General features: G+C 64.9%; 23 protein-coding genes. 13 read left to right on the forward strand and 10 right to left on the reverse strand.

Annotation, left to right across the window (positions count from 1 at the left end; genetic code table 11):
• Positions 1-57: 57 nt before the first annotated feature.
• The 3 genes from ACODSK_RS23695 to ACODSK_RS23705 are packed head-to-tail and all read right to left on the reverse strand — an operon-like array spanning position 58 to position 3,449.
• On the reverse strand, positions 58-1,077 hold the full coding sequence (locus tag ACODSK_RS23695; RefSeq protein ID WP_489019522.1) for an AraC family transcriptional regulator: 1,020 nt from the start codon (positions 1,075-1,077) through the stop codon (positions 58-60).
• Complete coding sequence (locus ACODSK_RS23700) at positions 1,074-1,994, reverse strand: GGDEF domain-containing protein (protein ID WP_489019523.1); 921 nt, start codon at positions 1,992-1,994, stop codon at positions 1,074-1,076. The genes ACODSK_RS23695 and ACODSK_RS23700 overlap by 4 nt, the downstream gene beginning before the upstream one ends.
• 54 nt (positions 1,995-2,048) lie before the next feature.
• Positions 2,049-3,449, reverse strand: a complete 1,401-nt coding sequence (locus ACODSK_RS23705) for a purple acid phosphatase family protein (RefSeq protein ID WP_489019524.1) — start codon at positions 3,447-3,449, stop codon at positions 2,049-2,051.
• Between the two features lie 426 nt (positions 3,450-3,875).
• On the opposite strand from ACODSK_RS23705, the gene ACODSK_RS23710 reads away from it, so the two are divergent.
• The 12 genes from ACODSK_RS23710 to ACODSK_RS23765 all read left to right on the forward strand — a co-directional run bounded on the left by ACODSK_RS23710 (position 3,876) and on the right by ACODSK_RS23765 (position 17,338).
• On the forward strand, positions 3,876-6,305 hold the full coding sequence (locus ACODSK_RS23710) for a TonB-dependent receptor (protein ID WP_489019544.1): 2,430 nt from the start codon (positions 3,876-3,878) through the stop codon (positions 6,303-6,305).
• Between the two features lie 21 nt (positions 6,306-6,326).
• Positions 6,327-8,231, forward strand: a complete 1,905-nt coding sequence (locus tag ACODSK_RS23715) for a phytase (RefSeq protein ID WP_489019525.1) — start codon at positions 6,327-6,329, stop codon at positions 8,229-8,231.
• A gap of 79 nt (positions 8,232-8,310) precedes the next feature.
• Positions 8,311-9,024 carry a protein TolQ gene (gene tolQ, locus ACODSK_RS23720; RefSeq protein WP_489019526.1) on the forward strand — a complete coding sequence of 238 codons (714 nt, stop codon included), beginning with the start codon at positions 8,311-8,313 and terminating at the stop codon, positions 9,022-9,024.
• Positions 9,025-9,037: 13 nt separating this feature from the next.
• Positions 9,038-9,481: an ExbD/TolR family protein gene (locus ACODSK_RS23725; protein WP_489019527.1), complete on the forward strand. Its 444-nt coding sequence runs from the start codon at positions 9,038-9,040 to the stop codon at positions 9,479-9,481.
• 1 nt (position 9,482) lies between these two features.
• The gene (locus tag ACODSK_RS23730) at positions 9,483-10,292 is read left to right on the forward strand and encodes an energy transducer TonB (RefSeq protein WP_489019528.1); all 810 of its coding nucleotides are present in this window, start codon (positions 9,483-9,485) and stop codon (positions 10,290-10,292) included.
• A 296-nt stretch (positions 10,293-10,588) separates the two neighbouring features.
• Positions 10,589-11,812, forward strand: coding sequence for an SfnB family sulfur acquisition oxidoreductase (locus ACODSK_RS23735; RefSeq protein ID WP_489019529.1), 1,224 nt, complete (start codon positions 10,589-10,591; stop codon positions 11,810-11,812).
• A gap of 9 nt (positions 11,813-11,821) precedes the next feature.
• Entirely contained in the window at positions 11,822-13,195 is a 1,374-nt protein-coding gene (locus ACODSK_RS23740) for an LLM class flavin-dependent oxidoreductase (RefSeq protein WP_489019530.1), read from the forward strand.
• Complete coding sequence (locus tag ACODSK_RS23745) at positions 13,192-13,857, forward strand: methionine ABC transporter permease (RefSeq protein ID WP_489019531.1); 666 nt, start codon at positions 13,192-13,194, stop codon at positions 13,855-13,857. The genes ACODSK_RS23740 and ACODSK_RS23745 overlap by 4 nt, the downstream gene beginning before the upstream one ends.
• Before the next feature lie 71 nt (positions 13,858-13,928).
• Complete coding sequence (locus ACODSK_RS23750) at positions 13,929-14,705, forward strand: MetQ/NlpA family ABC transporter substrate-binding protein (RefSeq protein WP_489019532.1); 777 nt, start codon at positions 13,929-13,931, stop codon at positions 14,703-14,705.
• A 68-nt stretch (positions 14,706-14,773) separates the two neighbouring features.
• Positions 14,774-15,781 carry a methionine ABC transporter ATP-binding protein gene (locus ACODSK_RS23755; protein ID WP_489019533.1) on the forward strand — a complete coding sequence of 336 codons (1,008 nt, stop codon included), beginning with the start codon at positions 14,774-14,776 and terminating at the stop codon, positions 15,779-15,781.
• A 205-nt stretch (positions 15,782-15,986) separates the two neighbouring features.
• Positions 15,987-16,913 carry a DUF6402 family protein gene (locus ACODSK_RS23760; RefSeq protein WP_489019534.1) on the forward strand — a complete coding sequence of 309 codons (927 nt, stop codon included), beginning with the start codon at positions 15,987-15,989 and terminating at the stop codon, positions 16,911-16,913.
• Complete coding sequence (locus ACODSK_RS23765; protein WP_489019535.1) at positions 16,910-17,338, forward strand: hypothetical protein; 429 nt, start codon at positions 16,910-16,912, stop codon at positions 17,336-17,338. The genes ACODSK_RS23760 and ACODSK_RS23765 overlap by 4 nt, the downstream gene beginning before the upstream one ends.
• Before the next feature lie 124 nt (positions 17,339-17,462).
• Here the strand turns inward: ACODSK_RS23765 and ACODSK_RS23770 are convergent, their stop codons facing one another.
• From ACODSK_RS23770 to msuE, 5 genes are all read right to left on the reverse strand, one after another.
• Positions 17,463-18,311 carry an amidohydrolase family protein gene (locus ACODSK_RS23770; protein WP_489019536.1) on the reverse strand — a complete coding sequence of 283 codons (849 nt, stop codon included), beginning with the start codon at positions 18,309-18,311 and terminating at the stop codon, positions 17,463-17,465.
• Positions 18,308-19,444: an FMNH2-dependent alkanesulfonate monooxygenase gene (gene ssuD, locus ACODSK_RS23775; RefSeq protein WP_489019537.1), complete on the reverse strand. Its 1,137-nt coding sequence runs from the start codon at positions 19,442-19,444 to the stop codon at positions 18,308-18,310. The genes ACODSK_RS23770 and ssuD overlap by 4 nt, the downstream gene beginning before the upstream one ends.
• A 62-nt stretch (positions 19,445-19,506) precedes the next feature.
• Positions 19,507-20,607 (reverse strand): sigma-54 interaction domain-containing protein, encoded by a 1,101-nt coding sequence (locus tag ACODSK_RS23780; RefSeq protein ID WP_489019538.1) that lies wholly within the window; start codon positions 20,605-20,607, stop codon positions 19,507-19,509.
• 9 nt (positions 20,608-20,616) lie between these two features.
• On the reverse strand, positions 20,617-21,801 hold the full coding sequence (locus ACODSK_RS23785; protein WP_489019539.1) for an acyl-CoA dehydrogenase family protein: 1,185 nt from the start codon (positions 21,799-21,801) through the stop codon (positions 20,617-20,619).
• A gap of 15 nt (positions 21,802-21,816) precedes the next feature.
• Entirely contained in the window at positions 21,817-22,383 is a 567-nt protein-coding gene (msuE, locus tag ACODSK_RS23790; protein ID WP_489019540.1) for an FMN reductase, read from the reverse strand.
• Positions 22,384-22,717: 334 nt separating this feature from the next.
• Between msuE and ACODSK_RS23795 the strand changes: the two genes are divergently transcribed.
• Positions 22,718-23,110, forward strand: coding sequence for a DUF4280 domain-containing protein (locus ACODSK_RS23795; RefSeq protein ID WP_489019541.1), 393 nt, complete (start codon positions 22,718-22,720; stop codon positions 23,108-23,110).
• 138 nt (positions 23,111-23,248) lie between these two features.
• Here the strand turns inward: ACODSK_RS23795 and ACODSK_RS23800 are convergent, their stop codons facing one another.
• Together ACODSK_RS23800 and tssI are read right to left on the reverse strand one after the other, a co-directional pair.
• The gene (locus tag ACODSK_RS23800) at positions 23,249-23,794 is read right to left on the reverse strand and encodes a toxin-antitoxin system YwqK family antitoxin (RefSeq protein ID WP_489019542.1); all 546 of its coding nucleotides are present in this window, start codon (positions 23,792-23,794) and stop codon (positions 23,249-23,251) included.
• Positions 23,791-25,797, reverse strand: coding sequence for a type VI secretion system tip protein TssI/VgrG (tssI, locus tag ACODSK_RS23805; protein WP_489019543.1), 2,007 nt, complete (start codon positions 25,795-25,797; stop codon positions 23,791-23,793). The genes ACODSK_RS23800 and tssI overlap by 4 nt, the downstream gene beginning before the upstream one ends.
• Positions 25,798-25,976 lie beyond the last annotated feature (179 nt).

Consider the following 25,976-nt stretch of genomic DNA (forward strand, 5'->3'; position numbering starts at 1 on the left):
CGCGGCGCTGCTGAACCTGTGGGAGCTGGCTTGCCAGCGATAGGGCCCTCAGCACCACTACCCAAACCACCTGGCCAACCCGCTCGGCGTCAACCCGGTCCACCGCTTGAACGACCGCCGGAAATTGGTGGTGTCGCTGAACCGCAGGTAACTGCACACCTCCTCGTTGGTGTAGCCCTTCATCTGGTACAGGTACAGCGCTACATGCCGGCGCACCAGGTCCAGTTGCTGCTGGAAGTGGGTGCCATGCTTGCCCAGCCTGCGCTTGAGGGTGGTGGGGCTGATGCCGAAGGCGGCGGCGACCCGGTCGAGGTTGATCGGCTCGTGGATATGCCCGTGCAGGTGATCGAACAGTTCATCGAGAAAACTCGAACCCCCGCCCAGTGCCGCCAACTGCTCCAGGCACGCCTGCCGCGCCACCAGCCCCGGCGTGGCCGCGGCATTCGGCAGCGGCCGGTGGATATGCTCGCGGGGCAGGGAGAGCAGGGTGATCTGCGCATCGAAGCGCACGTCTTCGCCGAGGTGCACCCAGTACTGCTCGATATGCCGTGGCTGGCTCCAGGCACACTGGATACGCCATGGCAGATGCTCGCCGACCAGTCGCCGGCTCATCGCCAGCACCGCGCTGAGACAAGCCTCGCCAAGAAACTGCGCCTGGCTGCCGACGCCGCAACCGTCCTGCCAGTACAGGTGCAGGTAGTGTTCCTCCAGCATCAGGCGCGGAGTCAGCAGCGGGCTGAGCAGGGCATGGAACTCGCACAGATGCTCCAGCGCCTGGTACAGGTCGCGGGCATGCAGCAGGGTCTGGCTGGCTTCGCCGTAGTGTCCGGGCAGCAGGCGCTGGCCGAACAGGAAGGCACTGTCGTCGGCATCCAGCAGGCGCCGGGCATTGTCGATCAGGGTGAGGAACTGTTCCTGGCTCAGGCGCGCAACACCACGGCTGATGTCCTCGTAGAACACCTCGCAGCCGCGCAGCAGGCGATGACTGTCGATGCCCCGGGACAGCGCCAGGTCGATCAGGGCGGCTGGCTGGTAGTGGCCGACGATAAAACGCTGGTCCCGTTCGTAGCCGTTCATGCCGCCCCCTGCCGTGGTGGCTGGCGCTTGGCCTTGGCGATACCCAGGTTGACCCGCTTGAGCAGGCTCTCCGCATCATCGTCATAGGCCATGGCCGCCGCCACGCTGGCGCGCAGGTGCAGGCGTTCGCCATGGCGCAGGGTCTTGTAGGCCAGGCTGGCCACCGCCTGTTGCAGCTCTTTGGCCAGCCAGCGCGCCTGGGTTTCGCCGGTATTGGGCATGACCACCACGAAGCGGTCGCCGGCCAGGCGGCAAAGCACGTCCTGCTGGCGCAGGTTGAGCAGCAGCAACTGCGCCAGCACCTGTAGCAGGTGGTCGCCCTCGGCCTCGCCGTGTACCAGGTTCACCGCGCTGAAATCGTCGATATCCAGCACCACCAGCGACAGCGGCTGGCCCTCGCGGGTCGCCTGTTCCAGGGCCAGTTGCACGTGCTGGCGCAGGTACTGGGCGCCACCGAGGGGCGTCAGCTTGTCGAACAGCAGGTGCTCGCGGAACAGCCCCTCGCGCTTGCTCATCTGTGCGTTGATCGCCTGCTGCTCCTTGTGCAGGTGATAGATGCCGAGGGTCACCAGGATCATCCCCACCGGCATTGGCGCGGTTTCCAGCCAGTTGTCCCAGACCGCGTCCGGGGCCAGGCGGATGAACTCGTCGAGCACATCCATCCACCAGGAAAAGCACACGCAGGCCATGCCTACGGCGAGCAGGCGGCTGACCCGTCCGGCCGGGCGACTGCGCATCAGCATCAGCAGCCAGACCAGCCAGATCAGCCCCGAGCCGCCTTCGCCGACCACGTCCATCCAGTTGATCTGCGCCCACGGCTTGACCTCGCCGAAGGCCAGGTAGACCTGCAGGCCGAGATTGGCGGCGATGGCCAGGCCAACGAAGGTCAGGGTGTGCAGTTTCAGCAGTGATTTCATCGAAGGTCTCCGGGCCGGGCCCGCCGAGCGTGCCCGATCCATGTCACAACGCTGTTACAGCGCCTTGCTGCGTGATTTGCAGGGCAACTGGTCAGGGCCTTGTTCACCCGTGCAGAAACGCTCCGCCGGCAGGTTCTTCGCCGGCTCGCTCAGGCCGTTGCGGCCCTGCTTGTCGCGGCTCAGGTCGAAGGCATCGTAGAGCGTGCCGTTGGCGGTGAAGCTGCGCACCTCAAGGCGCGACGGCAGCACTTCGACGGTCTGGTACAACTGGGTTTCCTCGGCGGCGCGGTCCGGTTGGGTGCGGGCGCGGTCGTTGAGGCCGTACATCTTCGAGCCCGCGACCGAGACCATGTACACCGGGCCCTGGACCTTGCCGGCGGCGTGATCCTTTTGCGCTGCGACACGGCCGTTGGCATTGCTCAGGCGGCTGTAGCAGTGGTCGTGCCCCTGCAGCACCAGGTCGACCTGGTAGCGCTCGAACAGCGGCTTCCACGCCGCCTTCAACGGCCCGGTGTCTTCCGGGCGGGCGCAGGTGTAGATCGGCTGATGGGTGACGACGATTTTCCAGCGCGCCTTGCTTTCCTTCAGGCGCTGTTCCAGCCACTGGCTCTGCTGGTCGAGGGTACCGAGGTCGAGGGCGGCGGTGCCGTCGAGGACGATAAAGCGCACGTCCTGGTAGTCGGTGAAGTAGGTGGTGCTTTTCAGGCCTTTCACGCCGTTGCCGGGCAGGGCGAACTGGCGCGCCCAGTGCGGGCCGAGCACACGGCCTTCGCTGCCGTCGGGATTGATGCTGTCGAGGTACTCGTGGTTGCCGCTGGCGACCAGTTGGGGAATCCCGGCGTAGTGGAAGCCGCCGGCCTGATTCCATTCGCCCCATTCATCGTCGTGGACCAGGTCGTCGCGTTGCGAGGTGAGGTCGCCGGCATGCACCACCAGCGCCGGGCTGGCGGTGGCCTGGAGGGCCTGGCGGATGCTGCGCGAGGCGATCGACAGGATGTCGTTCTGGGTATCGCCCAGGTAGATGAAGCGGAACGGCTTGAAGCCGGTGGCGGCGGTGCGGAACTGCAGCCACTCGCTCCAGCCGGCGGCGCCCTTGACTCGGTACACGTAGGGGGTATCCGGTTGCAGGTTGGTGAGGCGTACCTGGTGATACAGCGCTGCGCCGTTTTCGGTGTCCAGTGCCTGGCTGCTGCCTTGCAGCAAGGTCGCGCGTTTCTCCAGTTGCGGGCCGTCGAGGGCCGGGGCCAGTTGCAGCTCGGTGGCGCCCTGGTGGCTGTCGGTACGGAAGGCCACGGCCATTTCCCGCGCCGGGTCGGCGCCTGGGGTCAGCACGATACGGTCGGCCAGGCCGCTGGCGGCGTAGGGCGCGCCGGGGGAGTGGGGCAGGGGTTCGGCGGCGCTGGCGCTGCCGATGCAGGCGGCGAGGGCGAGGGCCAGGAGGCTCGGGCGGATCATGGAAAGTCCTTGGTCGTTGAGTACTGGCGGCCAAGGAAACAAAGGCAAATGACGCTTGGGTTACAGGTTGGGGGGTCTATTTGGACAGGGGAAGATGTGAAAAAAATGCGGACTCCTGCTGTTTTCAAGGGCCTCATCGCTGGCAAGCCAGCTCCCACAAGGTCGGTGTATGCAGTACCTGTGGGAGCTGGCTTGCCAGCGATGAGGCCAGTCCACTCAATGAAAGGAAAAAGGGGGTCATATCAGCCCATAACCACCGCCGAAAACCGCCGAAAACACCCCGATCCAGCCTAAATGAAAATCCCTGTCACAGATCTGCCACACACCACCCCTAGCGTGCCCCTCAGTTTCCGCCCCGGTGTGGCGGATCGACTTCAGGGGAGCAACAACGTGGCAATCGTCAGATTCAAGATCAGCCTGCTGGGCATGGCCATCGCCGCCAGCCTGCCGGCCTTTGCCGAGGACAAGGTGGAGCATGTCAACGTGGTCGGCCAGGCCGCGAGCATGGACCAGGCGCTGAAGGAGCAGAAGGCCGCCGACAGCATTCGCAGCGTGGTCCACGCCGATGCCGTCGGCCAGTTGCCCGACGACAACGCCGCCGAGGCCTTGCAACGCATTCCCGGCCTGTCGGTGGAACGCGACCAGGGCGAAGGGCGCTTCGTCAGCGTGCGCGGCATCGGCCCGGACCTGAACAGCGTGACCATCAACGGCACCCTGCTGCCGGCCCCGGAAGCCGATCGTCGGGCAGTGGCCCTCGATGTGCTGCCCACCGAACTGGTGCAGTCGCTGTCGGTGGTCAAGTCGCTGACCCCGGACATGGATGCCAACTCCCTCGGCGGCACCATCGAGGTGGAAAGCCTGTCGGCCTTCGATCACCCGGGCCTGTTCTACACCCTCAGCGGCGAAGCCAGCCACGACAAGAACACCAGCCAGGACAGCCCGAAATTCTCCGGCGCCTTCAGCAACAAGTTCAGCCTCGGCGACGGCATCGACAACTTCGGCGTAGCCGCGGCGCTCAGTTGGCAGCAGCGCGACTTCGGTTCGGACAACGTCGAGACCGGCGGCGCCTGGGACTTCGACGGCGACCAACCACGCCTGGAAGAAGCCGAGCAGCGCGACTACCGTATCCGCCGTGAACGCACCGGCGCCGGTCTCAACTTCGACTACCGCCCGGACGATTTCTCCAGCTACTACCTGCGCACCCTCTACAGCCGTTTCAAGGACACCGAGACGCGCAACGCCGCCGGGGTCGAGTTCGAAGACCCGCAGGCTGCCGGCGAGCGCGGCGACGGCGAGGGCTGGCGCGCCCTGAAATCCCGCGAGGACACCCAGGAAATCCAGTCCTACGTGTTCGGCGGCGAGCGCCTGATCGACGCCTGGACCCTCAGCGGCCAGGTCGGCTACAGCAAGTCCAGCGAGAACGACCCGGGCGGCATCGCCAATGCCAGGTTCGAAGGCGACTTCAGCGGCATCGGCTTCGACGGCACGCGCAAGCCGCGGCTGAGCACCGGCTCCGACTACTACGACGCCGACGCCTTCACCCTGGACAAGGTCGAGTGGGAAAAAGCCAACTCCACCGACGAGGAAAAGAACATCCGCTTCGACCTGGCCCGTGACTACGAACTGGCCGGCAACGCCTCCCAGGTCAAGTTCGGGGCCAAGGCCAGCCGCCGCGACAAGCGCGCCGACACCGATGTCTGGGTGTATGACGATTTCGACGATGTCAGCCTGGCTGGCTACCAGAGCGGCAATGTCGACTACTCGTTGGGCAACTTCGGCAACGGCATCAGCGCCGGGGCGATCAAGGACCTGATCGGCGGCCTCGACCGCGACGCCTTCTACGACGAAGAAGAATCGCGGATCAACGACTTCAGCATGCGCGAGGACATCAACGCCGCCTACCTGATGAACACCATCGATATCGACGCCTGGCGCCTGATCGGCGGCCTGCGCTACGAGGGCACCGAGTTCGAGGCCAAGGGCACCGGCCTGCGCGATGGCGTGTACAACCCGACCGAAAGCCGCAAGCGCTATGACCACTGGCTGCCGGGCCTGCATGCGCGCTACCAGTTCAGCCCGCAGACCCAGTTGCGTGCGGCCTGGACCAACACCGTGGTGCGTCCGACCTTCGGTCAATTGGCACCGGGTTTCGTGATCGACGAAAGCGAAGGCGAAGCCAGCTTCGGCAACCCCGGGCTCAAGCCGCTGGAGTCGATGAACCTCGACCTCGGCATCGAGCACTACATGGGCCGCGCCGGCACCGTCTCGGCGTTCCTGTTCTACAAGGACATCGACAACTTCGTCTACAACACCGACCTGGCCGGCACCGGCGAGTGGGTCGACTTCGACGAGGCCAAGACCTTCGCCAACGGCAGCAGCGCCAAACTCTACGGTCTGGAACTGGCCTACTCGCAGAAGTTCGACTGGCTGCCGGCGCCGTGGAACGGCCTGCTGCTCGGCGGCAACCTGACCCTGAGCAAGTCCCGTGCGGAGATCGACGGCCAGGGCCTGACGCGACGCATCGACCTGCCCAACCAGTCCGACACCGTCGGCAACCTGACCCTCGGCTGGGAAGACCACAAGCTCAGCCTGCGCCTGGCGGCCAACTACAAGTCCCGTTACCTGGCGGAAGTCGCCGCGGTGGATGACAAGGCCCACGACCTGTACGCCGACGACCAGTTGTTCGTCGATTTCAAGGCCGGCTACTTCCTCACCCCGGATCTGCAACTCACCTTCGAGGCGCAGAACATCACCGACGAGTCCTATTACACCTACACCGGGCGCTCGCGCTTCAACTCCCAGTACGAAGAGTACGGCCCGACCTACAAGGTCGGCCTGACCCTGACCCACTTCTGACCGATCGCCCGAGAATCGACCATGTTCAATGCAAGACCTTTCACCTTCGCCGGCGGCCTGCTGCTGGCCCTGGCGGTATCCCAGGCCGTGGCGGCCGCGCCGCAGTTGACCCTCGGCGAGCGCCTGCCTGGCAGCGTCGAGAATGCCCGGCTGCTCGACGCCACCGGCTTCTGGCCCGGCGCCGAGCGGATCACCGCCGGCAAGCAGGGCCTGCAACTGCTGAGCGCCGATGGCCGCGTGCTCAGCCAGCTCGACGGCCGCTACAAGGGCCTGGACCTGCGCCGCGAGCAGGATGCCTTGCTGGTCGCCAGCCTGGACAGCAAGCGCCAGCAAGCGCTGCTGGTGCAATTGCACAAGGACACAGGCTGGAGCACGCCGCTGTATCTGCCCAAGCGTGATTTCCCGGTCGAGGGCCTGTGCCTGTACCGCGACAGCGCGCGCAACAGCTTCGTTTTCCTGATGGGCGCCGAGGGCGTCGGCGAGCAGTGGCTGGTGGCGAGCGACGGCAAGCCCCTGGCTGAAGCGCAACGGGTCCGCAGCTTGAGCCTGCCGCCGTTGAGCGAGTACTGCCAGGCCGACGATGCCAGCGACAGCCTGTACGTCAACGAAGAGAACGTCGGCTTCTGGCGCTACGGCGCCGCAGCCGAGGCGCCGCTGCAACGGCGTCCGGTGGACCTGCGTGCGCCGTTCGGCACCCTCGCCAGGCGTGCCGCCGATATCGCCGTGGTGCCGGGCGGCCTGCTGGCCCTCGACCCGGCCAGTGCCAGCCTGCACCTGTACCGCCAGAACGGCCCGCGCTGGAGCGCCGAGGCCAGCCTGCCACTGGCCGGCTTCGACGAACCCGAGCGCCTCAGCGTGCGCCGCGATGCCAAGGGGCTGGACCTGCTGATCGTCGATGACCAGGGCCAGCGCCGCGCCCGGCTCGACTGGCCGCTGCCTGCGGTCAGTGCCGCTGCGCCGGTTCCGGTATTGCCTGCCCAGGTGCAGACCGAGCCGGTACCGGGCTTCGGCGACGCCGCCGACGACCCGGCGATCTGGGTCAACGCTGCCGAACCGGGCAACAGCCGCATTCTCGGCACCGACAAGAAGGGCGGGTTGCTGGTCTACGACCTGGCCGGCAAGCAACTGCAGGACCTGCGCATCGGCCGGGTCAACAACGTCGATGTCCGTCACGGCTTCAAGCTGGGCGAGCGCACGGTGGACCTGGCGGTGGCCAGCAACCGCGACCACAACAGCCTGCATCTGCTGGCCATCGAGCCGCAGTCCGGCGAGGTCAGCGCACTGGCCGAAGTGGCCACGCCGCTCAAGGAAATCTACGGCCTGTGTCTGTTCAAGGACGCTGGCGGGGCGATCCATGCCATTGCCAACGACAAGGACGGCAGCTTCCTGCAATACCGCCTCGACGGCGGCAAGGGCGAGGTCCGCGGCGAGCTGGTCCGCCGCTTCGCCACCGCCACCCAGCCGGAAGGCTGCGTCGCCGACGACCGCGGCCAGCGCCTGTTCATCGGCGAGGAAGACAAGGCGGTCTGGGCCCTGGATGCCCGCGCCGAGGCTCCGGTCACGCTGGAGAAGGTGATTGCCGTGGGCGGCCCGCTCAAGGCCGATATCGAAGGCCTGGCTTTCTACCAGGGCCAGAAGCGCGACTACCTGGTGATCTCCAGCCAGGGCAACGACCGCTATGTGGTGGTCGAGGCGGTGCCGCCGTATCGCCTGCGCGGCGCCTTCGCCATCGGCCTGAATGCCGAACTCGGCATCGACGGCGCGTCGCAGACCGACGGCCTGGAGGTTACCTCGGCCAACCTCGGCGGCCCCTGGAGCCAGGGCCTGCTGGTAGTGCAGGACGGCCGCAAGCGCATGCCCGAGGGTCGGCAGAACTTCAAGGCGATTGCCTGGAGCCAGGTGGTCGAGGCACTGCAACTCGATTGAGCCGCTGTCATCACCCGGCAATGCCGCTGTCATCCAATCAAACGACGCCCCGCCTGGCGCGGGGCCAAGGAGCAAGAACATGCACGCAAGCGAACACATGAGCATCTGGGGCCTGGTCAGCGACGCCAGCCTGGTGGTGCAGGCGGTGATGGCCTGCCTGGTACTGGCCTCGCTGCTCAGCTGGTACCTGATCGTCCAGCGCGGCTGGAGCCTGGGCCGCAGCGAAAAGGCCTCGGCGGGTTTCCTCCAGCGCTTCCGCGCCAGCGGTGACCTGGCCCTGCTGTACCGGGAAAGCCAGGCGCGCAGCGCCGACGGCGGCGAGGAAACACCGCTGCAACGCCTGTTCGTCGATGGCTACCAGGCCTTCGCCCAGTTGCAACGGCAGCCGCAGATCGACAGCGCCAGCGTGCTCGAAGGTGTGGAGCGCAGCCTTTACGTGTCCCTCGCCGAACAGGACGAGCGCCTCGACAAGGGCCTGGCCTTCCTCGCCACCGTCGGTTCGGTCAGCCCCTATATCGGCCTGTTCGGCACCGTGTGGGGGATCATGAATGCCTTCCTCGGTCTGTCCCAGGTCCAGCAGGCCACCCTCAATACCGTGGCGCCGGGCATTGCCGAAGCATTGATCGCCACCGCCATCGGCTTGTTCGCGGCGATCCCGGCGGTCATGGCCTACAACCGCTTCAGTGCCCGCGGGCAACTGCTCAGCGCCCGCTACTACGCCTTCGCCAACGAATTGCAGGCGCGCCTGCACAAGCGTCTGCACTGCACCGCGACCATCGCCGCAGTGGCTTGAAAGGAGTCTTTCGATGTTGCTCAAACCCCAGCGCAAGCACGCCGTGAAGGCGGAAATGAATGTGGTGCCCTATATCGACGTGATGCTGGTGCTGCTGGTGATCTTCATGGTCACCGCGCCGATGCTGGTGCAGGGCGTCAAGCTGGAACTGCCCAAGGTCGCGGCCCAGGCCATGCCGGCCGACAGTGAACGCCAGGTGCTGACCCTGTCGGTCAAGGTGGATGGCGGCTTCTATTGGAACGTCGGCCCGGACCTCAAGCTGGACGGTCAAAGCGACAGCGCCGTGAGCCTGGAAGAGATGCGCGACAAGGTCGGGCGGATCATTGCCGAGCGCGGCGACACCCAGGTCTATGTGCGCGCCGACCAGGGCGCCGACTACGGCCGGGTGGTGGCGGGGATCGCCGAACTGCAGCGCGGCGGGGTGAGCAACCTCGGCCTGATCACCGAGGAGCCTTGAGATGAATGCGATGAGCCTGCCGTTGGCGGTTTCGGCGCCGCCTTTCGACCTGGCGAAATGGCGCGGTCACGCCGGTGCCGCCGGGGTCGCCGTGGCCCTGCATGTGGCGCTGGCGGTGGCCTTGCTCGGGCATGACTACACGCCAACCCTGCCGGCGCCGGTGGTGTCGGTGATCACCACGCAACTGGTCAGTGTGCCGGCGCCGGTGGTGGAGCCTGTGGTCGAGCCGGTGGTGCCGGTCGAACCAGTGCCGGCCGTGATCGAATCGCCACGTCCGCCTGAGCCGGTCAAGGCACCAGCGCCTGTGGTGCCGACCGAGGCGGAGCTGGCGTTCAAGCGCGAGAAACAGGAACGGGTGGCGGAGCAGAAGCGCCAGCGTGAGGAGACGCGGCAGCGTCAGGAACAGCAGCGCCTGGAGCAAGCCCGGCAAGAGCAGCAGGCACGCGAAGCGACCGAGGCACGGGAAGCCCAGCAGCGTCTGGCCGCAGAGCGCCGGGCGGCGGAGGAACGCGCGCGTGCAGCGGCGGCGAGCCAGCAATACCTGCCGATCGCCAAGAAGGCCCCGGACTATCCGCAGCGTGCGCTGGACAAGGGCGTGCAGGGCGATTGCACGGTCAGCTACACCGTGGATACCCAGGGCCGGGTGCGGGATCCGCAGGTGCTGGACGGCTGCCACCCGTGGTTTGCCCAGCCGTCGTTGCAGGCGGCGCGCAGTTTCCGTTACCAGCCGAAGATGGTCGATGGCCGGGCGGTCGAGGTGCCGGGAGTGAAGAACACCTTTCACTTCAGCATCGAGCAAGGTTCCAGATAAATTTTGTTGCTGATGGCCTTATCGCTGGCAACGCCAGCTCCCACAAGGTTCGCGTTACACACAAATTCTGTGGCTGGCCTGGACCCTGTGGGAGCTGGCGTTGCCAGCGATGAGGCCATCAAGAACAGTCGTTATCCAACTGTTCATGCAGCAACATCACCCCAAAATTTTGCTGTTTCCAAAACCCGTAAAAATGTTTGTTAAATCGGTAAATCATTGAAATAAAAGGATTTTAAAGCTTGGCATGGGAAATGCGATAGCCCATGGGTCATCGCCTTCCAGGATTCACACTGCCCATGTCCACACCTGCCATTTCCGCCCACTACGACATCCGCCAACCAGACGCCCACCTGATCCGCGACGACGCCGAAGCCATCGCCGTCGCCCACCATATCGCCGCACTGCTCGCCGAAGGCGCCGCCGAGCGTGACCGCCAGCGCCGGGTGCCGGCCGATGTGGTCGATGCCTTTTCCAACAGCGGCCTGTGGGGCATCACCGTACCCAAGGCCTACGGCGGCGCTGAAGTTTCCTTCGCCACCCTGGCCAAGGCGATCGCCATCGTCTCCGCCGCCGATCCATCCCTCGGCCAGATCCCGCAGAACCATTACTGCCTGCTGGAAGACATCCGCCTGCAAGGCAGCGAGGAACAGAAGCGCTTCTTCTTCGACCTGGTACTCAAGGGCCATCGCTTCGCCAATGCCCTGTCGGAAACCGGCGGCAAGACCGTGCAGGACATCCAGACCCGCCTGGTCAGCGAAGGCGACGGCTACCGCATCGACGGACGCAAGGGCTACTGCACCGGCTCGCTGTATGCCCACTGGATCGGCGTGCTGGCCCTCGACGAGCACGACCGCGCGCAACTGGCCTTCGTCGAGCGCGGTACCCCGGGCCTGGTGGTGGTTGACGACTGGGACAGCATCGGCCAGCGCACCACCTCCAGCGGCACGGTGATCGCCGATGGCCTGCGGGTCCCGGCGTTCAACCTGTTCCCCAGCTATCGCTCCTATGAAGTACCGACCCTGGCCGGCCCATTCGCGCAACTGACCACCGCCGCCATCGACGCCGGTATCGGCCGCGCGGCGCTGGCCGATACCATCGCCTTCGTCCGCGAGCACGCCCGCCCGTGGGTCGATGCCAAGGTCGACAAAGCCGGTGACGACCCGTTGACCATCATCCAGGTCGGCTCCCTGGACATCCGTCAGGAAGCCGCCGAAGCCCTGCTGGAACGCGCCGGCTGGGTGCTCGACGCGGCCAAGCCGGCGCCGGACGAGGACAACGTCGCCGCCGCCTCGGTCGCCGTGGCCAAGGCCAAGGTGCTGACCACCGAAGCTGCCATCGAAGCCAGCAATCGCCTGTTCGAACTGGGCGGTACCCGATCCTCCCTGGCCCGGCACAACTTCGACCGCCACTGGCGCAACGCCCGGGTGCACACCCTGCATGATCCGGTGCGCTGGAAATACCATCTGGTCGGCAACTGGGCGCTGAACGGCATCAAGCCGGCGCGGCACGACTGGAACTAGGGGCCGGCCATGAGCAAGCAGATCCGTCTCAACGCCTTCGCCATGAACACCGTCGGGCACCTGTCGCCCGGCCTCTGGCGTCATCCCCGCGACCAGTCGCGGCGCTACACCGATATCCACTATTGGGTGGAACTGGCGAAAACCCTGGAGCGCGGGCGCATCGACGGCCTGTTCATCGCCGATGTGCTCGGGGTCTACGACGTCTATGGCGGCAGCGCCGACGCCGCGCTGGAAAACGCCGCCCAGGTGCCGGTCAACGACCCGCTGCAACTGGTCCCGGCCATGGCTGCGGCCACCGAGCACCTGGGCTTTGGCGTGACCGCCTCGGTGTCCTTCGAGCATCCGTTTCCCTTTGCCCGGCGCATGTCCACCCTCGATCACCTGACCAAGGGCCGCGCCGGCTGGAATATCGTCACCTCCTACCTGAGCAGCGGTGCGCGCAACCTCGGCCAGCGCGAGCAGCTGTCCCACGACCAGCGCTATGCCCTGGCCGAGGAATACCTGCAGGTCTGCTACAAGCTCTGGGAAACCAGCTGGGAGGAGGGCGCGGTGCAGGCCGATCGCGCCAGCGGGGTCTATGCCGATCCGGCGAAAGTGCATGGCATCGGGCATGAGGGCGAGTACTTCAAGGTCCCCGGCTTCCACCTCAGCGAGCCGTCGCCGCAGCGCACACCGGTGCTCTACCAGGCCGGCGCCTCCAGTCGCGGCCGGGCGTTTGCCGCAGCCAATGCCGAATGCGTGTTCGTCGCCGCGCCGAGCAAGGCGGTGTTGAAGAAGCAGGTGGCGGATTTCCGCGCCGCTGCCGTGGCGGCCGGACGCGCGCCTGAAGATATCGTCATCCTCGAACAGCTGACGGTGATCGTCGCCGAGACCAATGAGGCGGCGCTGGCGCGGTTGCGCGAGTACCGCGAGTACGCCAGCGCCAGCGGCGCGCTGACCCTGATGTCCGGTTGGACCGGCATCGACTTCGCGCAGTACGCCCCTGAGCAGGTGCTCAAGGAAGTGCCCAGCGACGCCATCCAGTCGGCGGTGGAAGCCTTCACCCGCGCCGACCCGAACCGCACCTGGACCACCGCCGAGATCGCCGACTACTGCGCCATCGGTGGCGACGGCCCGGTGCTGGTCGGCTCGGCGAAGACGGTCGCCGACCAGTTGCAGGAGTGGGTCGAGGAAACCGGTGTCGATGGTTTCAACCTGGCCAGCGTGGTCGCCCCGGAAACCTTCGTCGCGGTGGTTGACCTGCTGGTGCCGGAGTTGCAGGCGCGCGGGCTGTTCAAGCGTGAATACGCCGAAGGCACCCTGCGTCACAAGCTGTTCGGCCACGGCGACCGCCTGCGCGCACCACACCCGGTGGCGGCCTTGCGCCGGGAGCGCGGGCAATGAACGAGTGGCTGGTCAACCTGAATTGGGCGGAGGTCGGCCAGGCCAGCCTGGAGACCCTGAGCATGCTCGCCGCCGCCCTGGGTTTCACCGTGCTGCTCGGGCTGCCCCTCGGGGTGCTGCTGTACCTCACAGGCCAGCGCCAGTTGCTGGCCAGCCCGGGGCTGTACCGGGTGATGTCGTTGGTGGTCAACGTCCTGCGCTCGCTGCCGTTCATCATCCTGCTGATCGTGCTGATCCCGGTCACCACCTTGCTCACCGGCACCTCGCTGGGGGTGCGCGGCACCATTCCGCCGCTGGTGGTGGGCTGCACGCCATTCTTCGCCCGGTTGGTGGAAACCGCCCTGCGCGAAGTCGACCGCGGCCTGGTGGAGGCCAGCCAGGCCATGGGCGGCAGCACCTGGCAGATCATCCGCTACACCCTGTTGCCGGAATCCCGCACCGGGCTGATCGCGGCGGTCACGGTGACCGCCATCGTCCTGGTCGACTACACCGCCATGGCCGGGGTGATCGGCGGCGGTGGCCTTGGCGACCTGGCGATCCGCTTCGGCTACCAGCGTTTCCAGACCGATGTGATGGTGGTCACCGTGCTCTTGCTGATCCTGCTGGTGCAGGCCCTGCAAATGAGCGGCGACCGCCTGGTACGGCACTTCACCCGCCGTTGAAACACCTTTTACCTACCTGGCCCCACGTTCGCCCTACGACGGCCGCCCTTTGAAAAACTGGGAGTCAGACCATGTTCAAGCAATCCCTGGCGGTGCTTGCCGCCGCCATCATCAGCTTCTCTGCCCACGCCAACGAAAAACTCACCGTCGGCGCCACGCCGGTGCCTCACGCGGAGATCCTCGAATTCGTCAAACCGGTGCTGGCCAAGGAGGGCGTCGACCTGGATATCAAGGTCTTCACCGACTTCATCCAGCCCAACCTGCAACTGGCGGAAAAGAACCTCGACGCCAACTACTACCAGTACCGGCCGTTCCTCGACGACTTCAACAAGACCCGGCACACCGACCTTGTGCCGGTGGTCGGTGTGCACATCGAGCCTTTCGGTGCCTACTCGACCAAGATCAAGGATCTGAAGGACCTGCCTGATGGGGCCAGCGTTGCCATTCCCAACGACCCGGTGAACACCGGTCGCGCCCTGGTGCTGCTGCATGAGGCCGGGCTGATCAAGCTCAAGGACCCGAGCAACACCCTGGCGACCCAGCGCGACATCGCCGAGAACCCGAAGAAACTGAAGATCCGTGAACTGGAAGGCGCCTTGCTGGCGCGGGCGGTGAACCAGGTGGACCTGGCCTTCGTCTTCGCCAACTACGCCCTGGAAGCCGGGATCGACACCAACAGCGCGTTGATCGTCGAGAAGGGCAAGGACCTGTATGTCGAATACCTGGTTGCGCGGCCGGACAACATCCAGGACCCGGGTATCCAGAAGCTGGCCAAGGCGTTGAATGCTCCGGAAGTGCGGCAGTTCATCCTGACCCGGTACAAGGGGCAGATTGCTCCGGGTTTCTGATCCCGTCTCTTCAGTGGCGTTGCCGGCGATGAGGCCCTCAGCAACAGCACACATCCTGGACCCTACCCATGACCAGCTTCCCTCAAGAAACCCTCACCACCCACCTGCACCTCCAGGGCATCGGCAAACGCTACGGCAGCCTCACCGCCCTGGAGGACATCGACCTGACCATCCATCGCGGCGAGATCTTCGGCATCATCGGCCGCAGCGGCGCCGGCAAGTCCTCGCTGTTGCGCCTGATCAACCGACTGGAAAGCCCCAGCGCCGGCCAGGTGCTGATCAACGGCCAGGACATCGCCCGGCTCGACGCCGCCCAGTTGCGTCCGCTACGCCGCCAGGTGGCGATGATCTTCCAGCACTTCAACCTGCTCTCCACCCGCACCGTCGCCGAGAACATCGAACTGCCGTTACAGATGGCCGGCGTGCCGGCGACGGAGCGGGCGCGCAAGGTCGAGGAGCTGCTGCAACTGGTCGGCCTCGGCGAGCGCCGTGACGCCTACCCGGCACAACTCTCCGGTGGCCAGAAGCAGCGGGTCGGCATCGCCCGCGCGCTGGTGCTCGAACCGCAGATCCTGCTGTGCGACGAAGCCACCTCGGCCCTCGATCCGGAAAGCACTCAGGCCATCCTGCAATTGCTGCGCGATATCAATCGCCGACTGGGCCTGACCATCGTGCTGATCACCCATGAAATGGAGGTTATCCGCGACCTCTGCCACCGCGTCGCCGTGCTCGAGCGCGGGCGGGTGGTGGAGCAGGGTGAGGTGTGGCAGGTGTTCGGCGATCCACGCCACGAGGTCAGCCGGATCCTGCTGGCGCCGTCACAGCATCATGAAGACATCGAGGTAGCGGGGGAGCAGGTGCTGGACCTGCATTACACCGGCGAACATGGGCTGGAGCCGGATCTGGCGGCGCTGACCGAGGCGTTGCCGGGGTTGCGCCTGTTGCAAGGCGGGGTGGAGCGGATTCAGGGCCGGGCGCTGGGGCGGTTGCGGGTGGCGGTCACGGGCGGGGATCTGGAGCGGGTTCGGGGGTTGGCTGATCGAGTGGAGGAGGTCCGTCTGACGCAGGTCCTGTAGGAGAGGGCAGCAGACTTCGGCTGAAATCAAAACAATCAGACGTTTCCGCTTAGCTCTGAGGATTTGCCCTACTTATTTCCCTGCATATTGCTTCCATGATCCGGGTCGATTGGATGGCACCAAATAATGACGAGGCCTACAGCACCCTTGCTATCCATGTGCAGACCGCCAGCACCGGCCCGTCGCCAGATCTGGAGCAGTTTTCATGTCTTTAAAAGATTTCCAGCAAGCCACAGCCTTGAGCCCTGACGCTTTGTTTCTCCTGGAGGGGGCCACTCTGGATACCCTGCCGGGCAGAAACCATCCACCCAAGCAGATCGTCATCCAGGCCCTGCCTCTGTCAAAAGTGCCAGTGGCAATGCGCAGGATGGGGTGGCACACCGCTGCCGCCTTGATGCAGCGTTGGTTTGACAGCCCGGCGTGGCAAATGCCGGAAGCGTGGAAGGAGGAAAAAACCAGGCCTGATCCGATGAGCCTGGCGCGAGTCCACTGCGATGAAGGTACGGTGAAAATGAGCTGGGCGATGGGGTTTCAGCGGTGCCGGGAGGCTGTTTCCCTCGCCGCATCAAGGATTCAAACCCCCAATGCGATCAATCGACTTAGGGATCTGCTAACGGATGCAGGGTGGAACCAGAGAGAGTCAATTCGGCTCGGCGACGTTGGCGCTTCGGCTAGACAACTTGATATCACCGCTCAGATTAACGTTGCCGCCTTGGGCAGCCTTTCTGATCCGCTGGATGATATGTATGGCGCTCTTGGATACGCGATGGTGAAGGTCTGCGTATCAGGAACAGCGTTTGTACAGAACTCGCCAGGCGAGGGGCGGGTAAATGGGTATTTTCAAGTCGAAAAATTGGGTTTTTACATTCGAGATCACTATGACTTCAATGGAGTGCAGTTTCTTGGGGTTTGGACTGAAAACGAAATTTTAAGACGGACTGAACTGACTGAAGCTGCCAAAGCCGGTGTTGAATCGATCTTTGAAATCGGTAAAGTCCCCTTTGCCGCAGTCACTAATGGAGATTTCAGAAACTATCGCGACAAAGTTGGCATGGGGGGTGATTTCTTGATTTACTCCGATGTTTTATGGGTTGAATCCAATCAGCTTATTGAACTGGGAGCTGTAGCTTGATAGGCATTGCAAAGCCTGTTGGCGTTGTCTTTGCAATTTTCCTGGCCCTTTGGAGCGGTTCTCAGTGGTGGGAAAAAGGTTTAGCCAGTCAGTGGGATGAAGTCACAAGCCCGAATGCTTGCTATCGCTTGGTGAGCCTCAAGCCCTTCTGGGTTTTACCCAATATCTTTCACCCGCGTGCTGACCCCAACGAGGACGTAGCCCCTGAAAAATGGCCGATGTGGAAGTACCCAGGTTTCTACCGCCTCTACGACAACCGCACGGGAGCATTATTGGGAGAAAGCAACATCTATGATCTGTACCTGGCGAGTGGATCTATAAATTGGGGGGTGGCCGGTGAGGTTTATGCTGGGCTGATTTATGTTGGTCCCAATGCTCCAGACTGCATATATGATCGGCCTGTCAAATCCGAGTCAACTCAATAAGGGCAGGGGGCTTTCGCGAGCCATTTTCCATTTCACTCAAGTGCTGCGCGGATCCTGTGAGTTAAATCCGTACACAGGATCCGTGCTGTCTTGTCTGCCTTTCAAATATCTGTGCAGCAGCTGATCACCCCAGACTCAAGACCCTCAACGCATTCCGATAAAAGAACTTCTCCACCACCTCATCCTTCAGCCCCAGCTTCTGCGCATCCTCGATGCTCTGCGCGATCGGCCGGAAGGTGTACGACGAGCCGAACAGCAACTGATCCCCAAGGAACCCGTTGGCCGCCTGCACATACCCCTCGCTGCCGGCCTGGAACAGATACATGTCCGGCAGCAGGTGGATGTTTTCGTAACGGAAGGCGACGCCGATGGCCTGCTGCACATTTGGCCAGTAGCCATGGCTGGCGACGATCTTCAGCTCGGGAAAGGCCCGGGCCACCGCCGCCAGCCGCCCCGGGTCGTTGTAGGCCGGGTCCGGGGTGGTCGGGCCGCTCATGACGAACAGCGGGATGCCGCGTTTTTGCAGGTGCTCGTAGATCGGCCAGTACAGCTGATCGTCCGGCTGCCGTGCCGGTTCGGCGAAGCCCGGCTCCAGGTCGATGCCGAGCAGGCCGAGCTGGTCGATGGCCCGGTCGATCTCGGCGATGGCGCCTTCAATACCTTGCAGTACCGGCTCGACGGAGCCGATGCCGATCAACTCATCATGGCCATGGATCACGCTGTGGATCAGGTCGTTGGGCAGGTGCTGCGCCGGGGTGTGGCGGCCGATGACCGCGGCCTTGTACAGGCCGGCCTCGCGGACCTCGCCGAGGAAACCTTCCTGGGTCAGCGAGCGTTCGAAGTGGTTGTCGGCGCCACGGGTGCCGACACGGCGGTTGAGCCAGCGGGCGGTGTCGTGCTCGGGTGAACCCGGCACGCCGCCGAAGAACGGGTGCAGGTACGCGGGGCGGCAGCGCAGGTCGATGATCCTCATGCCGCCTGCTCCTTGTCCTTGCCGGCGCGGATATCGAAGGCACCGCCGGTGAAGGCACCGTCCACGGTGACTTTGCCCTTGCCCGGCAGCAGCGGGAAGACCAGTTCTGCAAAGCGATAGGCTTCTTCCAGGTGCGGGTAGCCGGAGAGGACGAAGCTGTCGACGCCCAGCTCGGCGTATTCCAGCAGGCGTGCGGCAACGGTTTCGGGGTCGCCCACCAGCGCCGTGCCGGCCCCGCCACGCACCAGGCCGACACCGGCCCACAGGTTCGGCGCCACTTCCAGCTTGTTGCGGTCACCGCCATGCAGCGCGGCCATGCGCCGCTGGCCTTCGGAGTCCATCTTCGCGTAGTTGGCCTGGGCAGCAGAGATGGTGTCGTCGTCGAGGTGGCTGATCAGCTCGTCGGCGGCAGCCCAGGCGGCCTCGTTGGTTTCCCGCACGATGACATGCAGGCGCACACCGAAACGCACGGTGCGACCGTGTTTGGCGGCGCGGGCGCGCACGTCGGCGATCTTCTCGGCCACCGCGGCCGGTGGTTCGCCCCAGGTCAGGTAGGCGTCGACATGCTTGGCCGCCAGTTCATGGGCTGCCGGTGAGGAGCCGCCGAAGTACAGCGGCGGGTAGGGCTGCTGTACCGGCGGGAAGAAGTTCTGCGCGCCTTCGACCTGGAGGTGCTTGCCGTCGAAGTCGACATTTTCGCCCTGCAACAGGCGGCGCCAGATGGTCAGGAACTCGTCCGAAGCTTCGTAGCGCTCGTCATGCTTGAGGAACACGCCATCGGCAGCCAGCTCGGTGGCGTCGCCGCCGGGCACCACGTTGAGCAGCAGGCGACCGTTGCTGGCCTGGTCCAGAGTGGCGGCCTGGCGCGCCGAGGCGGTGGGGTTGCCGAGGGAGGTGCGCAGCGCCACCAGCAGTTTGATGCGCTGGGTGACCGGCACCAGGCTGGCGGCGGTGACCCAGGGATCCAGGCAACTGGCGCCGGTGGGGATCAGCAGGCCGTCGTAGCCGAGCTGGTCGGCGGCCACGGCGATCTGGCGCATATAGGCGTTGGTCGCCGGGCGGCCGCTGGCGGAGTGGCCGAGGTAGCGGGTGTCGCCGGAGGTCGGCAGGAACCAGAAAATATCGAGACTCATTGCAATGTCCTTGTGGCCATCATTGATTGGTAGGCACGCGTGGCAAGGGTTTTTCTAGGAATTCAGATCGACAGGTTGATCACCCGGCCGTCGAAGCCGCCGGGGGCGGGACGGCGCTTGTTGACCACCAGTTCGCCGATGCGGATCAGGTGGGTACGGGTGATGTTGCGCGACAGCCCGAGCAGCTGCGCGGTGTGTACCTGGTTGTAGTGGCAGAAGTGGTAGGCGGCGCGCAGCAGGGCGTCCTCGACCTTTTCATGCAGGCCTTCGCCCTGTTCCTCGAACAGTTGCAGCAGGGCCCGTTGCAGCAGTTCGTCGGCGCTTTCCGGGCGCGGCCGGGCATCCTGCTCGCGCTCGATGCGCAGGTTTGACAGGTGCAGGTCTTCGGCGCGGATCACCTGGTCGCGGCACAGCAGCAGGGTGTGGTGGATGACGTTTTCCAGCTCGCGAATATTCCCCGGCCAGTCGTAGCCGGCCAGGCGCTGGCGGGCTTCCTCGCTGAGGCTGACCTCGGCGTAACCCAGGCGCCGGCTGTATTCGGCGATGAAGTGGCGGGCCAGGGGCAGGATGTCCCCCGGTCGCTCCCGCAGCGGGTGCAGTTGCAGGCTGACCACGTTCAGGCGGTAGTACAGGTCCTCGCGGAAATGCCCGGCGTTGATGGCCTTTTCCAGCTGGACGTTGGTGGCGGCCAGTACTCGCACATTGATCGGAATGCTCTTGCGCGAGCCCAGGCGCACCACCTCGCGCTCCTGCAACACCCGCAACAGCTTGACCTGGATCGGCATCGGCAGGTCGCCGATCTCGTCGAGGAACAGGGTGCCGCCGTCGGCCTCTTCGAACCAGCCAGCCTTGGCCGTCAGGGCGCCGGTGAAGGCACCTTTTTCGTGACCGAATAGCTCGGCCTCGACCAGCGACTCGGAAAACGCCCCGCAGTTGACCGCCACGAACGGCCCGTTGCGACGGCCGCTGAGGTTATGGATATGCCGTGCCACCAGCTCCTTGCCGGTCCCGGTGGCGCCGATGATCAGCACGCTGGCTTCGCTCGGCGCGACCTGTTGCAGGTGCGCCAGCAGCGCCTGCGAGCGCGGATCTTCGAAGACCTGGGCGGTGGCGCGGATCGAGGTGGCCAGGGTCGGCGACGGGGGCAGGGTGAGCAGTTGCATGGGCAGGCCTTATGAGTAGAAGGTCGGGGTCGGGCGCGTACCGTTCAGCGCCCATTCGCCGAGCTCGTGGACGCGGTAGTCGACCGGGTCGTGCAGGGTCTGGGTGCGCAGGTTGCGCCAGTGCCGGTCGAAGCGCAGCGAGGCATGGGTGGCGCGGGCGCCGGTGACTTCGAACAGGCGGTTGCAGATGTCCAGGCCATGGCGGGTCGCGGCGACCTTGGCGGTGCCGATGGCCAGGGCCAGTTGGGCACGCTCCTCGGCACCGAGGGCGGTGCCCTTGGCCCAGGCACGGTCGAGGCGCTCGGCGGCGTTCTCGATCAGCAGGCGCACGCTTTCCAGGCCGACCCAGAACTCGCCGTAATGACGCAGCACATGCGGGTCTTCGCCGCTGTGCCGGGCGCTGGAGCGGAACCACGGACGGCTTTCATTGAGGGTGTACTGGCGTGCTTCTTCGAAGGCGCCTTCGGTGATGCCGAGGAACAGGTTGGCGAAATGCAGCTGGGCGATCAGTGGGCGCAGGCAGGCGAAGGGCGTGCTCAGCGGACCGGGATCAAGCAGCAGTTCGCCCTGTTCGATGCGCACCCGCTCGAAGGTGGCGCTGCCGCTGTCGGTCTGGCGCTGGCCGATATTGTTCCAGTCGCCGTGCAGGCTGATACCGCTACGGGCGCTGGGTACGGCGGCGATCAGCAGCTTGCCGCCGGCACTTTCGTCCACTGCCGAGGCGATCAGCATTTCCGAGTCGCTGGCGCCGGAGCAGAAGCTTTTCTTGCCGGAAAACTCGACCCAGCCATCGAAGCGCTTGACTACCGTGCGGGTGTCCAGCGGGTTGAGTGCATTGCCCCAGAACCAGTGTTTGCGCGCGGTCTGTTCGAACCACGGCTCCCATTGCTCGGGGCGGGAGAACAGGCGCACGGTGGCCAGCATCAGGTGCTGGAAACCGAAGACATGGGCTATGGAACTGTCGACCCGGGCGAACTCGCGGGTCACTTCCAGGGTTTCGCTCCAACTGGCGCCGAGGCCGCCGTACTGGGTCGGAATCACCAGGCCGAGCAGGCCGCTGGCGCGCAGGGCGTCGCGTTCGGCTTTCGGCGTGCCGCCGCGGGCGTCGCGTTCGACGGCGGTGGCGGCGAAGTCTGCAGCCAGCTCACGGGCGATCTGCAGCGGGGTTTGCGTGGTATGGGAAAGCAGGGTCATGGTCAGCGTCCTGCCTCAGGCGATCTTGCGCAGGGCGTTGTCGACCACGCCACCGAGTACAGCGGCGGCGCGCTCTGCAGCCAGGGCAATACGTGCCTGCAGGGCGGGGCTGGTGATCTGATAGTCGCTGAAATCGGCCTGGGAGGCGTATACGCCGATGGGCAGGGTCAGGGCCTGGAAGAAGCTGAACAGCGGGCGCAACTGGTGATCGATGACCAGCGCGTGGCGCTCGCTGCCGCCGGTGGCAGCGAGCAGCACCGGGGTGTCGATCAGCGCGTCCTGGCCGATCAGGTCGAACAGGTGCTTGAACTGGCCCGGGTAGGAGCCGCGATAGACCGGCGCGGCGACGATCAGCAGGTCGGCCTGCTCGATGGCTGCCAGTTGCGCCTCGACGTCGTCGGGCAGTTCGCTGCGCGACAGTGCGCCGCCGACCGGGCGGGCGATATCGCCGAGCTCGATGACCTGCACGTTGAAGTCCAGGTGCTGGCCGAGGGCGCTGATCAGGGCTTCGGTCAGGACCAGGGTGCGCGAAGGGCGCCAGGCCCCACCGGAAACGGCGACGATGTTGAATGCGGTGCTCATGATTCGGATTCCTTGGCGGAGTGGGTTGCCTGGACCAGAGCAAGAGCCGTTCCAGTTTGTAAATGCCTTTTGAATCAATGGGTTGCTTTGGTTATTTGGTTGGCCGGGGTGTTGGCACAAGGAGCAACTGTTGGTCGGGTGTTGCTGGGTGAACAGTTGACCGGCGAACAGTGGCGGGGTGAGGAGAGTTTCAGAGGGGAGGGGATATTCAGTCCAATTATTAATAAAGATAAATTAATAACTAAAAAGAATATTTGAATTGTAGGGTTATGTGGATGAAGGAAATTTCCTACAGATAGGCTAGAGTCGGCACAACTCAACAGCGGAGCCAGACATGTCCTGTCCTCAAGTCTGCACGGGCGCCCTGATGCAATGCAGCTTCGGCGCCGCGCCTTGTGCTCTGAACGTCCTGCCGGTCAACCGGGTCATGGTCGGTGGCGTGCCGGCGGCGAACATCATGGACCATATCCCGCTGGTCAATATCCCCACCTTCGGCATGTGCATGAGCATGGCCAACCCGATGGTCGCCGCCGCCACCGCCGCGGCCCTCGGCGTGCTGACGCCGATGCCGTGCATCCCGGCCACCGCCTCGCCGTGGATCCCCGGCGCGCCGACCGTGCTGCTGGGCAACATGCCGGCACTGGATGCCAACTGCACGCTGATGTGCAACTGGGCGGGGGTGATCAAGATCAACTTTGCGGGGCAGGTGCAGACGTTGATTCCGTGATGGTTGGATCAGACAACAGCTTTGCCTGTACCGGCCTCATCGCTGGCAATGCCAGCTCCCACAGGGATTGTGGGCTCCACTGGACCTGTGGGAGCCGGCGTTGCCGGCGATGAGGCCATCGGGCGCGCCTACGATGGTTCATTCCTCCGCCCCGTTGCTCCACCACCACTTCAAGCGTGAAACCGGCTTGCCCGCTGCATCCAGCGGCCGTCCATCCTCGGCATAGCGCTGCTCCGGATCGAGCAACTGGCCATTGAGGTATTGCGCCTTCTGCGCCAGCTTGCCGTTGGGGTGATAGCGCTGTTGCAAGCCCTCGCGCACGCCGTTGTTGTACAGCTCGCGCTCGGCCAGGCTACCGTCGGGGAAGTAGTTGAGCACCTCGCCATGCAACAGCCCGCGGCGGTAGCCGGCCGAGCGCAGCAGTTGACCATCCTCGCCGTAGAAGTGGGCGACACCTTCGAGCTTGTCATTGCGAAACGGCAGTTGCGCCGAGACCCGGCCGTTGGGATGGAAGGTCTGGCTGACCCCCTGCAACAAGCCGCTGGCGTAGTTGAGGTGGGCCTGGGGCCGGGCATTTTCCTCAATGCGCAGCGGGCCGTTGAGCTCGCTTTCCAGCAGCCGTCCGCTGAGCCGCGAGTCGCCGCGTTCGAGCTGGAAGGCGTCACCCTGGGTCTTGCCTTTCAATTGATCTTCACCAGGCCACCCTTGATGGTCAGCATGCCGCCACCGTCGACGGTCTGTTCAGCGCCGCCCTTGTTGGTCAGGCTGACCCCGGCGTCGTTGGTCATGGTGGTGCCGGCCTTGTTCTCCAGCGAGGTACCGGCCTGGTTGGCGAAGGAGGTGCCGGCCTTCTGTGCGATCGAGGTGCTGGCCTGCACCGCCAGGTCGGCGCCGCTCTTGATGCTGAAGCTGGCGCCGCTTTGCAGGGTGATCGCGCCGCTGACCTTGATGGTCAGGTCACCGTCGATGGTCAGGGCATAGTCACCGGTGATCTTCTCGGTGAAGTTGCCGCCGGTCTTGTGCGTCTGGTCGCCGCCGACGGTGACGGTGCGGGTGTCCTTGACGTCGAGGCTGTCGCTGCCGGTCTGGATCTCCACCGTGCGCTTGCCCTTTTCCAGGGTGATCGTCTCGTCGCCGTCCTTGACCGTGCGGGTGCGGGCGTTCTGCACGGTCTGGGTTTCGTCGTGGCCGATGGTGACGGTGGCGTCGTTGAGCACGTTGGTGTTGAAGTCCTTCTGCGCCTGCAGGAAGACTTCCTCGGCGTCCTTCTTGTCTTCGAAACGCAGGGCGTTGAAGCCGCCGCCGCCCTTCGACGAGTTGGTCTTGATCCCCGATTGGGTCTGGTTGTCGGGCAGGGTCCAGGGCAGGGAGTTGTCGCCGTTGTACACACAGCCGCTGACCAGTGGACGATCCGGGTCACCGTCGATGAAGGTGACGATCACTTCCTGGCCGACCCGCGGCACGAACTGCATGCCGAAGGCCTTGCCGGTCCAGGGCAGGACCACGCGGACCCAGCAGGAGCTGGTTTCGTCGTTCTTGCCATCGCGGTCCCAGGGGAACTGGATCTTGATCCGGCCGTACTCGTCGGTCCAGATTTCCTCGCCGGACTTGCCCACCACCTTGGCGGTCTGGGTGTGCATGCGCGGCTTGGGGGTGACCCGCGGCGGACGGTAGGCGGTGGCCTTGGGGATGGCCTCGAAGCGGTTGCGGTAGTGCTGGTGATCGACGTCGTGGGTCACCGAGGTCACCACCCAGTCGCTGTTCAGTGCGTCGTCGTCGTGGCCGCTGAGGGTGAAGTAGTGGCCGGGCACCAGCCAGCGGCAGTCGCTTTCGCCGATGAAGCGTTGTTCCTGGCTGCGCAGACCGTCGACCCGCTGCTTGGTCAGTGCATCGCCGCGGGATTTCTCGATATAGCCGCCGGGATGCTCGTACAGGTTCAGCGGCCCGGACTTGGCCTCGGCCTGGCTGTACAGCTCGGTGGTGGGGGTGGCGAAGGTGTAGTCGCTGGCCGAGTAGACCCCGGCCACCGCCTGGCGCACCAATTGTCCGGAGCGGATGCCATGCAGCTCGCGCACGCCCATTTCCTGGCCGATGTACTTGACCGCCGCACCGTTGGGCAGGGCGGGGAAGGCATCGTTGTTGTCGGCCAGAACCAGGGTGTGCACGCCATCCTCGTGGGTGAAGAACCAGAAGATGCCGTCTTCCTCCAGCAACCGCGAGACGAAAGCGAAATCGCTTTCGCCGTACTGCACGCAGTATTCCCGCGCTGTATAGCTGCCGGTCAGCGACAGCTTGTAGTCGCTGAAACCATGGGCATCGAAGATCTTGGTGGCGATGTCCGAAGTGCTCAGGTTCTGGAACACCCGGTTGTTGCTGGCCAGGTTCAGCCACCACAGCCAGGGGCGCAGCAGCAACTGGTAGCGGTCGGCGCTGGCGTCGGCGGGCATCTGGCGGATCTCGGCGACCAGGCCGTCGAGCGGGCGCTGCTTGTCGTCGTTGTGCAGGGTGGCGGTGACATGGCTGGCCACCGCGTCGGTCAGGGTCAGGGTGGTTTCCGAGTGCCCGCGCAACATCTGCATGCCCAGGCCGTTGAGCAGTTCGGTGCCGCTCAGGGCCTCGGGGTAGAGGTCGCTGAGGGCACTGGCGCTGAGCGAGAGGCTGGTGTTGCTGTCGGTGGCGCGGGGCATCAGGGGCTCTCGGGATGGATCGGGTGATGGGGTTGGACTTTACACGGTCGTGGTGGTTTGCGGTGATGCTGGGGTGTGCTTGCCGTGAATCCTGTAGTGCCCTTGAGATCGAGCGCCGTCCACACGGCGCATCGCCGGCAACGCCGGCTCCCACATTTGTTGCAACGTACCTATGCCTG

It is taken from the genome of Pseudomonas sp. FG98, assembly GCF_057808595.1.